This is a genomic window from Clostridium sp. AF17-21AC (genome assembly GCF_003461365.1).
GTDB classification, from domain to species: Bacteria; Bacillota; Clostridia; order Lachnospirales; family Lachnospiraceae; genus Coprococcus; species Coprococcus ammoniilyticus.
In genome coordinates, this window is sequence record NZ_QTWY01000002.1 from 174,232 (window position 1) to 185,761 (window position 11,530).

Sequence of the window (11,530 nt, forward strand, 5' to 3'; positions counted from 1 at the left end):
GCTCACGATATAATAAAATGCACCTCTTAATTGATATTCCTCTTGTCGAGTAGACAGGTAGAATATCAGTTTGTCAGGTATTTGTTATGCCTGATATCGTTTGAGGTGCATTTTTATAAAAAATTTGAACAAATTAAGTATGATTAGATAAAATTGCGGAACAGACCTATCACACGGCCTAGGATCTCGCAATGTTCGACAAGGATCGGATCCATATAATCATTTTCCGGCTGTAACCGGATATAACCATTTTCTTTATAAAATGTCTTAACTGTTGCAGAATCCTCGATCAATGCAACGACGATTTCGCCATTTCTGGCAGAAGAGCACTGCTCAACAATTACAAGATCCTTTTCATAAATACCTACATTGATCATACTGTCACCCTTTACACGAAGCATAAAGGTCTGGTTATTCGTATTATGAATATATTCCGGTGGAACAGGGAAATAGTCTTCGATGTTCTGTTCAGCAAGGATAGGCTGACCACAAGAAACCGTTCCAACGATAGGGATGTTTACCAGTTCCCGTTTGGTAAGTGAAAAATCATCGTCTATGATCTCAATTGAGCGGGACTTTGTCAGATCCCTTCTGATATAGCCCTTTGCCTCTAATGATGATAACTGAGCATGTACAGAAGAAGTAGACTTCAGATCAACAGCCTGACAGATTTCTCTGATTGATGGCGGATACCCCTTTGCAAGAATCTCATGACGTATATATTCAAGGATCTGCGTTTGCTTATCCGTGAGCTTTTCTTTACCCATATGTAAATCCTCCTAAATGTATTTAAAAACTTATATAAATAATAGTAGCACACAATTGTTTGTTTTGCAAACAAATGTTCTTTTTCTTGTGTGTGTTTTTTTCCCCATCCATATTGGTATTATAAAGGAGTCATCGGGATATGACGAATGTATTTTCGAGTAATCCATACAAATGTTCGAAAATATATTGACAAATGAACAACTGTTCGATATAATTTATTCAAACATTTGTTCAGAAGATTATATTATATATAGAATTGAGTTTTAAGGAGGAAAAGAACATGAAGAACGTAGTAAGATTTATCAGTACAAAGAAGATTTTCATTATAGCAGGTATTATTCTGGTTACAGTATTGTATATCCTTATATCACATAAGGATTCACCGTCAACCAGCGCATCGAACGCAAGTAAGAAATATTATAAATGTATCACCATAGAAGAAGGAGATACCCTTTGGGACATCGCAAATGAATACAAGACGGAAGAGTATGCTTCCACACAGGATTATATCGATGAAGTGCTTGCGATGAATAATCTGAATACAGATGTCATCGTAGATGGAACTAATTTACTGATTCCATATTATAAAGTAAATGATTACGAATAAATAATAAAAAGTATCTGTTATGCAATGTTATATTGACTGTCTGTTTGAATTAAGATTTACCATATAACATAAAAACAGATACTTTTTATTTTTAAAAACAGGAGTATATATATAATCATAAAACAAGTATAGAATACAGAATAAATTCTATACTTAAATCCGATTATCTGGCATCTTTATTGTAAAGTCTTGGATTGTCAATCTTTACAGGCCAGCCATCCATAGTTCCTCGTTCAATAGCGGAAAAAATCCGTTGTTTGCAACCGGGAGTTTCCTTTTCCAGCTCCGCCAGTGCCTGTTTTGCATATTCACGTTTCGTATATCCATCGGCAGGACATGGACTTTTAATCACAGGAAGCTGCATATCATTTTTAAAAGAGATAATTTCACCTTCGTTTATATACATAAGAGGGCGAATGACCATCAATTTGCTTTTATCCAGATATGTTTTTGGTGAGAAAGTATGGATTCTTCCTTCGAATAATAAGGACATTAAAAAGGTTTCAATAAAATCATCCTTATGATGCGCATAAGCGATCTTATTACATCTGAGATCATTTAGTTTCTGATTTAATGCACCTTTTCGCATTTTCGCGCATAGAGAACATGGATTTTTCTCTTTACGGATATTAAATACTATATCATATATTTCTGTATCTACAATATAATAAGGAACATAAAGTTCTTTGCATAATTGTTCGATCTTTGTAGTATCAAAATTATCAAAACCGAGATTAACTGTAATAGCGATCAGATCAAATTTTTTTGGATAGAATCGTCGTAATTCAGCCAGAGCATAGAGTAAAGTCAGGCTGTCCTTACCACCAGAAATTCCAACTGCAATTTTATCACCATTATCGATCATTTCATATGAATCGATGGCACGTCTAGTATAACTTAATAACTTTTGTAAATTCATATAATTACCTCAAAATGATAAGATTTGTTTCATAACCGTGTATATTATACTTATAAATGAAATTTGTTTCAAGGAGATATCTATACAATTCTTCGAAAGACAATCTTAACAACATATGAAGGAAATTCTACAAGAATAAAACGGATTTTTGTTTGACATGAAATAAAGAATTGCATTTGGAGTCAGAGTGTGATATAACTAATTTAACAGACGTAACTATTCGCTAAACTCAGGTTTTACGAAAAAAAATACATGGAATCAATAAATAATATGTAAATATATTGCTAGTAGAAAGGAAAAAGGTAATTCCAAATGGCAAACGAATATACAAATGACATCAATATAAAAAATACAATTCTTCTACGAAATATTCTAGCAGAGCTTCCTTCATATGTTAAGATTGTTTTTCGTGGAATTGAAAATCGAACTTCATCCAGAACACGGCTTGGATATGCCAGAGATATAAAAACATTTTATAACTTTTTATGCAGTGAATGCCCACAGTTTCGAGGACGAAAATCGATTGATATTACATTGGAGGATATCGCAGCCCTCGAAGCTGAAGATATTGAAGAATATTTGGAATATCTTAAGTATTATGAAAAGGATGGAAAGGTCTATACGAACGCTGAACGGGCTATTAAACGCAAATTATCTGCATTAAGGGTATTCTATGCATATCTCTATAAAAATAACCGTATAAGTTCAAATCCGGCTGAAAAAGTAGATATGCCAAAGATTCATGGAAAAACAATAACCAGATTAGACATAAATGAGATTGCGGATTTTTTAGATGCTGTTGAATATGGTGATCATTTAACCGAGCACCAACAGGCATATCATGCAAAAACAAAGGTTCGTGATCTTGCAATTCTAACCCTTATGCTGGGAACCGGCATAAGGGTATCGGAATGTGTCGGCATCGATCTGAATGATGTGGATTTTAATAATGGTCGAGTGAAGGTAACCAGAAAAGGCGGTTATGAATCTTATGTCTACTTCGGTGATGAAGTTACAGATGCTTTGACGGATTATTTTGAGGAACGCAAACATATAGAGCCGGTGTCCGGACATGAAAATGCTCTCTTCTTATCCAGTCAGAGAAAACGAATGTCTGTTCGTTCTGTTGAAATGTTGGTGAAGAAATATTCTGAAGGTGTTATCCCTATGAAGCATATCACTCCACATAAATTAAGAAGTACCTATGGTACAGAATTATACAGGGAAACCGGTGATATCTATCTGGTTGCTGATGTCCTTGGACACAGTGATGTAAATACGACAAGAAAACATTATGCAGATATGGATGAGGACAGACGACGAAGTGCAAGAAATCGTGTTCAGTTGCGGGAAAAACGCGACAATTAAAAAATGCGCTGAGTTTTTCTCAGCGCATTTTTCATTATGTAAAATCATTTGTCATTTATCCGAGTCATAAAGTATTATCAAGAATACCTGTATGAATGGTTATTAATTATATGTATTATATATTGCATTAATATTTGGTAACGGCATCGTATAACATATCTACACAATTATCAATTCCAAACTGGCTGGAATTCAGGCAGATATCGTAGCCTTTCATCTCGCCCCAACGCTTGGATGTGTAATAGTTGTAGTAAGATGCACGTGACTTATCTTCTTTACGGATCAGATCCTTAGCTTTCGCATCAGTCAGTTCATATTTCTGCGCAATACGTTTTATACGATCATCGATATTTGCATAGATAAATGCATTTACAATATTGGAATAATCTCTTAAAGCATAATCGGCACAACGACCTACAAATACGCAGGAACCATCTTTTTCCGCAATAGATTTGATCGTGTCAAATGCAGCCAGGAATACCTTATGATTCAGTGGTAACTCGCCGGATGTTCCGAATCCCAATGAATACGGATCCATTACCAATGTATAGAGAAAACTGTTTGTTGGTTTCTCGTCAAAATTCTCAAATAATTCTTCGCAGATGCCACTATCTCTTGCCGCGATCTTTAAAAGTTCCTTATCATAAAATGGAATACCAAGCTTTTCAGCAAGTTTCTGTCCGACTTCTCTTCCGCCACTTCCGAACTGTCGTCCTATTGTAATGATTTTGTTGCAAGCCATAATAAAAGCCCCCTTTGCAAGTATGATTTTAATTTGCTATAAAGAATAAACAACTGTTTTCTGTATAAAAACTATAAATTTGTTTACTTTTTATAGTAAAAATTATAACATTTCCACAAAAAAATGTAAATCAAAAAATTCGTTTTATATTAATTTTAATAGAAAACGAATTTTAAAGCTCCAGTTGTTTTAACAGTTTCTGGAAATACTCAGGGAGTTCACTTGAAAATTCCACATATTCTTTTGTAGACGGATGAATAAAACCAAGTACACCGGCGTGAAGTGTCTGCCCCTGCAGGTGATATGGCTGATTTTTAGGGCCATATACGGAATCTCCTAAAAGCGGATGCTTGATATATGCCATATGGACACGGATCTGATGTGTCCGTCCGGTTTCCAACTGACATTCGATCAGACAGAAATTGTTTTTCAGTTTTTTCAGAACTTTATAATGGGTGACTGCATGTCTGCCATTCTTATAATTAACCGCCATTTTTTTACGGTCGGTTGGATGTCTTCCAATCGGAAGATCTACCATACCTTCATCTTCTGTAAAATAATTATAGCAGATCGCATAGTATTTTCTTGTAATCGAATGAACGGCAAGCTGTTCCGACAGAAAATTATGTGCAGCATCATTTTTGCAGACAACAAGAAGCCCGGTTGTGTCCATATCAATTCGATGCACGATACCGGGACGAAGTTCTCCGTTAATGCCAGATAAAGAATCCTTGAAATGATACATCAGACCATTTACCAGTGTTCCGGAATAATGTCCGGGAGCCGGGTGAACGACCATGCCCTTTGGTTTGTTTACAATGATGATATCATCATCTTCATATACGATATCAAGCGGAATATCTTCCGGTTCAATTTCTACAGGTAAAATATCCGGAATCGTAATATCTATTTTGTCACCAGACGCGATTTTCAAGCTTGGTTTTGCCTTTTTATCATTCACCAGTACATTTCCATCATCTAACAGTTTTTTCAGAAATGAGCGCGAATAATCGTTAAAGTAATCAGCTAAACTTTTATCAACCCGTTTGCTTTTCCAGTTTTCATCTGCTTCAATATTATAAGTTTCCATATATTATTCCTGCTCTGAATCTTTCTTTGACTTTCCAAATAGATCGTCCAGTTCATTATCCTTGTATTTGAACAGGATAAAAACCAACAGGATGATCATACTACAGGTTACATAGATATCTGCAACATTAAAGACCGGAAAATTAATCAGACGGAAATCAAACATATCTATTACATAACCAAGACGGATACGATCGATCATATTTCCGACAGCTCCGGAAAAAACAAAAATAAATAAAATACGAAGATCTTTGTACTTATTCAGCTTTAACATCCGAACATAAAAATATACAAGAAATGCCAGAACAAGAATGGTTATTGCCAGCAGAAAATAACGCTTTCCCTGCAAGCTACCCCATGCAGCTCCTTTATTTTGAATATATGTAATATGAAAAACCTGTTTGATAACAGGTTTTGTGTCATATAAAGCCATATGACTTGTGATCAGAAATTTCACAAACTGATCCAGTCCGATCAAAAGAAGTATACTTATACATGCAAGAATACTGTTTTTTTTCATTATCGTTACCTTTCTGGAGTATATCTTTTATTAGCAATTCCCTGTCCGACATTCATTCAGACAGGGAATTAAAGAAAAATTCTATTATATTATTCGTTTCTGAATTTGAATGGATCAACAAATGATCCACCACCTAAATTTTTTGTGTAAACAGAAGAATCACTGGCAACATTGCCGCTGTCTGCACTTCCACCAAGTGTGGAATCGCCCATTCCTGAGCCTCCGCCACCGCCGAGTGTAGATTCTTCTCTGCCCTGAGGATCTCCTCCAAAGGATGCAAAGGAACTTGATCCGGCGTTTTCACTGCCAGATGAACCTGGTGTATAGACGGCAGCATTTCCGTTGAAATACTTGGCATCCTTCATGATCTCATCAAAGTCTACTCCCAATTCTTCATTAATTGGATTGGTAGCAAGAAACTGAAGATGAGAATCCATCAGATTTTTAAATGCCATTGTATAATCACGATACTGCTGTTTGATTCCTTCAATGCTGTCTTCAATCCGATCCAGCTCTTCCCGTGCCTGATGAACTATGTTATTTGCCTTGATTTTGGCATCATTTTCAATGATCTTAGCCTTGTCATTTGCATTCTTCGTAGCTTCTTCTGCATTCTTCTCTGCAAGCATAAGTGATTTCTGAAGCTTCGATTCTGTTGTTCTGTAATGAACCAGACTATCGGTAAGTGTTTTTACCTGATTTGTTAATTCAGCATTAGACTTATATAATTCCGTATAACTCATGACAACAATGTCAAAAAATGAGTCAACATCTTTTTTTGTATACCCCATGCCATGCTGAAATTTCTTTTGTTGTAAATCAACAGGTGTAAGCATTTGTAATCCTCCCTATCATACCTTCAGAATATGTTGATACAGACTGATATCAAAATTGACTTAATATTTTCCTAATTCAGGAGAAAGAAAAGCATCATTTAATAACTCTTCTCTGAGATCGCCTGATACATAGATGTCAGCAGGTGCTGCAATAAATATATTACCGGATATCGCCTGTAATGAACCATCTAAGGAATAACATGCGCCGGCAATGAAATCAATGATACGCTGGGCTGTTGATAACTCCATACCTTCCATATTGATCACAATCGCCTGACCACCCTTTAAATGGTCAATGATCATCTGGGCATCATCAAATTCATCTGGTTTAATAACAAATACCTGCTGGGAACCTCCCTGGCTTCTGTTGTTAAAAGATACAAGTTTTGAATTGCCTGATGATGCTGGAGCTGATGTTCTGGCAGCTTTTGTAAATTTCTGCTTTTTTGCAGGCTGGGCTGCCGTCTGTGATGCAGCGGTAAAGGAAGATGCACGTCCGTTTACAGCTTTGGTCTTTGGAACATAATCCTCTTCGAAATCCTCTTCGTCATCGTCATCATATTCATCATCTTCAAATAAATCATCTTCATATTCATCACTGGACTCATCTACTTTGAAAAAATCCAGAAAGCTTTTTTTTCCATTCTTTGCCATAATGGTTCTCCTTTAAATATTATAATTTCTTTCACCGAAGATACCGGTTCCAACTCGGACCATGGTAGCACCCTCCTCGACAGCTACTTCATAGTCATTTGTCATACCCATTGATAAGACATTCATATGAACATTATCAATGTTTTTAGAATTGATGTCAAGTAATAATTCCTTAAGGCGACGGAAGTGCACGCGATTCTCTTCCGGATTGGCTACAAATGGTGCAATCGTCATCAGTCCATCAATATGTATATGAGGAAAGTCTTTGATCTGCCGGATCAAGTCTTCCGTTTCCTCAACGGATACACCAAACTTGCTTTCTTCCCCTGCAACATTTACTTCTATTAAAACAGGAACAACAACATTATGCTTTGCTGCTTCTTTTTCAATCGTTTTTGCAAGATTCACGGAATCAACAGAATGTATCAGGCAGACCTTATCAACGATATATTTGACTTTGTTCGTCTGCAGATGCCCGATCATATGCCATTTGACCGGTCTGGATATATGTTCATATTTATCGACCAGTTCCTGAACCTTGTTCTCTCCAAAATTTTCAGCATCTGTATTCTGTAATAATTCTTCAATATCACTTAACGGTTTGGTCTTGCTGACAGCGATCAGAGTAACCGCATCCCTGTTCCGACCAGCCCGTTTGCATGCTTCTGTGATCTTTTTATCTACGCTTTTGTAATTTTCCTGTAACATCATTCATCACTCCTAATATATGATCTGGTTTTCCTTTACGGAGGTGGCATCCAATGCGATCCTGTCGTAAGCAGAGATACCATATGCGGTATTTGGATCAATGATCGAATAATCATCACCATCTACAATAACATCGATCTGCTTAAATACTGCAGTACCTTGTGTAACGCAGAAAATACCTTTTAATTTGTATGTGCCGGCGGTAGATGTGTTAAATGTAATATCTGATTCGTTTGCTGCAAGAACGGTATTATCATCTATATCTGCCGGGTCCACATAACAGAAATGATCATCTGTAAAATATATAGTAGGGGATATCTGTTCAACCGAAGTTGTTCCATCCGCTGTTAATACGATCTTATTAAAATATTTTTTCTCGGTTGTTCCGCTTCCTCCAGTCAGATAGCTGACTGGGATCATCAGAACATCCTTTTCGGTAATCGCTGAATTCGGAATCTTTAGTCCTTTTGTTTCTGAGAATACAAATGTGATATTCAAATAACGATCAGCGACATATTCTGCCAGATAACGGTGCATATTTATAATAATGAAATAATTTCCATCCTGTTCAACTGTTTCATACTTTGCAGATAACCGTCTGGATGAATCATTGATTGTAAACCGGATTGTTTCGTTCTTTTTGATTTTTTCATATTCTTCTTTCGTAAGCATGACTGCAATCTTCCAGTTTTCATCATCTATGATCTTATATATAGGTTTCCCGGACTCAACCACATCGCTTTTTTTCAGCATTTCTTTGGTATATTTTGTTTTATCAAAATCATCTGCTGAAAGATTGTTGATATCATAACCTTCAAAGCCATCCATGTAATAGGTTACAATACCGCTGACATTTGATTTCGAAGCTGAAAAAGTTGAATCAAATGACTGGTTTGAAGATAACTGCTCAAGCGCCATATCTTCATACATTTCCAGAACCTTATTGTCCATGGAATTTTTAAATTCATATACTTCTGAAAAATCTGACGGTGAAAATCCTGCTTTAAAAATCTGAATCTGTTTGCTCAGATCTTTATAATCATTATCGGATAACACACTGCTTCCGCTATTTTGAACATCAAACAATGCATCCTGCATGGAACCGGTTTCATCAACAGAATATACACTGGCACCCTTTGCAACTTTTTCGCCATCCCGGATATAATAGCAGACATATCCGGAGGTAGAGCTGTAATTCAAAGTTTCTTTTCTCACAGCAAGTCCGGTGGCAGTAAAATTCGTATCATAATTGCTCTCTTCCACCTGAAATACACTCAGATCATGGTCACCAAGCGACATAATGATACGAATCAACATGTATACAAACATAATTGCAAATATGATAAATCCAAAACTGATCTTCACCGGCTGCCATTTTCTCTTCTTTCTTCTTATGGAAGCCATATATATCTCCTTTTACTCCATATAATATGTGCGTATAAGACAGTTGATATGGAACTATAAAGCAGCAATGATATTATCTTTATATTCGTCCGGAACATCGGAACTGTCCGTTGCAAAACATATTATAATACTGATATTAAATTTCTCACTGATATTATTAATGATATCCAGTGCTACTTTTACCTGCTCTTTATTGACATAAGCAACAGATGTAAAATTATCAATGTAAATCTTCTCTATATCTTTTGTCTGGGAAATTATTCCGAGAACAAACCCTGCAAACATCTCCAGATTATTAACTTCATAATTAGTGCAGTTGATCATACGGACACGATTACTCAGCTCATATAAGTGCTTGTTATTATTGTCGATAAATACAACAGAACCTGCTACAACCTTTACTTCATTATTGACCTTGTCAATTAAAACCTTTGTCTTTCCTTTTCCTTTATCACCTGTAATAATCTGAATCATAATAAACCTCCTGAATGATTTAAAATATATTAAAACAGTTATTTGATTAACTGTTTATTTTGCAGTATTGATCAACATTGTCATATCATTATATAACGTACTACGGTCTTCTGCACCTGCGATAACAGCGATATATTTGTCGCCGGTATCATCCTTTACAAATTCAAGGATCAGACAATTACCCGCAGCCGTCGTCGTTCCCGATTTCCAGGATCCCAAAGAATATCCTTCCGGGAACTGAAATTCACCTGAAATATATCCATTCGTCGCTTCTAATGTAACGCTTCTTGTTTCACCATTTGCATCTGTATATGTAAAATCATAAGATGTCAGGGAATCAATCAGATATGCCAGATCATGTTTGATAAATTCTGAAAAGATCAGATAAAGATCATATGCAGTTGTATAATGGTCATCCGAATGCAGGCCGTGGCAGTTCACAAAATGCGTATTCGTAGCTCCAAGCTCATATGCCCGTTCATTCATTTTTTCAACAAATGCATCTTCGCTGCCGGCAATCCGTTCTGCCAGAAGAACACCACAATCATTATAGGAACGGATCAGCAATCCGTATAACAGGTTCTTAACTGTAACTTTACATCCTTTTGTCAGGTCACTAGCTCCGACGTTATTTTCCTGAAAGGTAACGGTATGACTTAAAGTAATGGTTTCATCAAGCGATAAGGAACCATCTTCAATCGCTTCGATCACAAGAAGTCCTGTCATTAATTTTGTCATACTGGCAGGATATATTTTATCATGTGCATTATGGACAACCAACGCTTCCTGTGTTGTATCGTTCAACAGTACCGCAGCTTTTGTATCTTTATAATTATCATCCGCCAGGCTTTCACCATCCGGAATGACCGTATGGTTTTCTCCGAAACTGTCTGTACTGTACAGCGGCAGATTTTCTGATATTCCAAGCACAAGCTGATCACTGGTATCATAGCTTCGTCTGGCACATCCGGTAAACAGGATGCCGATTGTCAGGATGGAAATCAGCAGTTTTATCTGATATTTCATATCAAACTCTCCATTGTTTATTTGTAAAATTCTCTCCAGTCCAAATCGCCCCGATCAAGCGCCTTGATCAGAAGCTCTGCAGTCGCAAGATTGGTTGCTAATGGAATATTGTGCATATCACAAAGTAAAAATATATTATTGATATCCGGCTCATGAGCCTTTGGATGTAATGGATCTCTCAGGAAAATAACCATATCAATATCATTATTTTCAATCTGGGAACCTAACTGCTGTTCCCCTCCGAGATGTCCAGCGATATATTTATGAACATTAAGGTTTGTGACCTCTTCGATCAAACGTCCTGTCGTTCCTGTTGCATATAATTCATTTTTGCTTAAGATTCCTCTGTATGCAATGCAAAAATTCTGCATCAGTTTTTTCTTTGCGTCATGTGCTATTAACCCTATATTCATAG

At 36.3% G+C, this 11,530-nt stretch carries 14 protein-coding genes; 2 read left to right on the forward strand and 12 right to left on the reverse strand.

What is annotated here, in order from left to right; genetic code table 11:
• Positions 1 to 143: 143 nt before the first annotated feature.
• Positions 144 to 767, reverse strand: coding sequence for a transcriptional repressor LexA (gene lexA / locus DWW85_RS03705; protein WP_008400862.1), 624 nt, complete (start codon positions 765 to 767; stop codon positions 144 to 146).
• A gap of 281 nt (positions 768 to 1,048) precedes the next feature.
• Here lexA and DWW85_RS03710 point away from each other — a divergent pair, with 281 nt between their 5' ends.
• Positions 1,049 to 1,375: a LysM peptidoglycan-binding domain-containing protein gene (locus tag DWW85_RS03710; RefSeq protein ID WP_117807550.1), complete on the forward strand. Its 327-nt coding sequence runs from the start codon at positions 1,049 to 1,051 to the stop codon at positions 1,373 to 1,375.
• Between the two features lie 163 nt (positions 1,376 to 1,538).
• Here DWW85_RS03710 and DWW85_RS03715 read toward each other — a convergent pair whose 3' ends face one another.
• The gene (locus tag DWW85_RS03715; protein ID WP_117807551.1) at positions 1,539 to 2,294 is read right to left on the reverse strand and encodes an ATP-binding protein; all 756 of its coding nucleotides are present in this window, start codon (positions 2,292 to 2,294) and stop codon (positions 1,539 to 1,541) included.
• Positions 2,295 to 2,606: 312 nt separating this feature from the next.
• Between DWW85_RS03715 and DWW85_RS03720 the strand changes: the two genes are divergently transcribed.
• The gene (locus DWW85_RS03720) at positions 2,607 to 3,662 is read left to right on the forward strand and encodes a tyrosine-type recombinase/integrase (RefSeq protein WP_117807552.1); all 1,056 of its coding nucleotides are present in this window, start codon (positions 2,607 to 2,609) and stop codon (positions 3,660 to 3,662) included.
• A gap of 127 nt (positions 3,663 to 3,789) precedes the next feature.
• Here the strand turns inward: DWW85_RS03720 and DWW85_RS03725 are convergent, their stop codons facing one another.
• From DWW85_RS03725 to DWW85_RS03775, 10 genes are all read right to left on the reverse strand, one after another.
• Positions 3,790 to 4,404: a cytidylate kinase-like family protein gene (locus tag DWW85_RS03725; protein ID WP_117807553.1), complete on the reverse strand. Its 615-nt coding sequence runs from the start codon at positions 4,402 to 4,404 to the stop codon at positions 3,790 to 3,792.
• Between the two features lie 172 nt (positions 4,405 to 4,576).
• Positions 4,577 to 5,494 carry an RluA family pseudouridine synthase gene (locus tag DWW85_RS03730; protein WP_117807554.1) on the reverse strand — a complete coding sequence of 306 codons (918 nt, stop codon included), beginning with the start codon at positions 5,492 to 5,494 and terminating at the stop codon, positions 4,577 to 4,579.
• 3 nt (positions 5,495 to 5,497) lie between these two features.
• On the reverse strand, positions 5,498 to 6,013 hold the full coding sequence (gene lspA, locus DWW85_RS03735; protein ID WP_117807555.1) for a signal peptidase II: 516 nt from the start codon (positions 6,011 to 6,013) through the stop codon (positions 5,498 to 5,500).
• Between the two features lie 89 nt (positions 6,014 to 6,102).
• Positions 6,103 to 6,849 (reverse strand): DivIVA domain-containing protein, encoded by a 747-nt coding sequence (locus tag DWW85_RS03740; protein ID WP_117784844.1) that lies wholly within the window; start codon positions 6,847 to 6,849, stop codon positions 6,103 to 6,105.
• A gap of 60 nt (positions 6,850 to 6,909) precedes the next feature.
• Entirely contained in the window at positions 6,910 to 7,503 is a 594-nt protein-coding gene (locus DWW85_RS03745) for a cell division protein SepF (RefSeq protein WP_021943871.1), read from the reverse strand.
• 12 nt (positions 7,504 to 7,515) lie between these two features.
• On the reverse strand, positions 7,516 to 8,211 hold the full coding sequence (locus DWW85_RS03750; protein WP_117807556.1) for a YggS family pyridoxal phosphate-dependent enzyme: 696 nt from the start codon (positions 8,209 to 8,211) through the stop codon (positions 7,516 to 7,518).
• A 12-nt stretch (positions 8,212 to 8,223) separates the two neighbouring features.
• Positions 8,224 to 9,615, reverse strand: coding sequence for an HlyD family efflux transporter periplasmic adaptor subunit (locus DWW85_RS12665; RefSeq protein WP_181986493.1), 1,392 nt, complete (start codon positions 9,613 to 9,615; stop codon positions 8,224 to 8,226).
• A gap of 54 nt (positions 9,616 to 9,669) precedes the next feature.
• Positions 9,670 to 10,089, reverse strand: a complete 420-nt coding sequence (locus tag DWW85_RS03765; protein WP_117807557.1) for a twitching motility protein PilT — start codon at positions 10,087 to 10,089, stop codon at positions 9,670 to 9,672.
• Positions 10,090 to 10,143: 54 nt separating this feature from the next.
• On the reverse strand, positions 10,144 to 11,115 hold the full coding sequence (locus tag DWW85_RS03770; protein WP_021943867.1) for a serine hydrolase: 972 nt from the start codon (positions 11,113 to 11,115) through the stop codon (positions 10,144 to 10,146).
• A gap of 17 nt (positions 11,116 to 11,132) precedes the next feature.
• Positions 11,133 to 11,528, reverse strand: coding sequence for a methylglyoxal synthase (locus DWW85_RS03775; protein ID WP_021943866.1), 396 nt, complete (start codon positions 11,526 to 11,528; stop codon positions 11,133 to 11,135).
• Between the last annotated feature and the right edge of the window lie 2 nt (positions 11,529 to 11,530).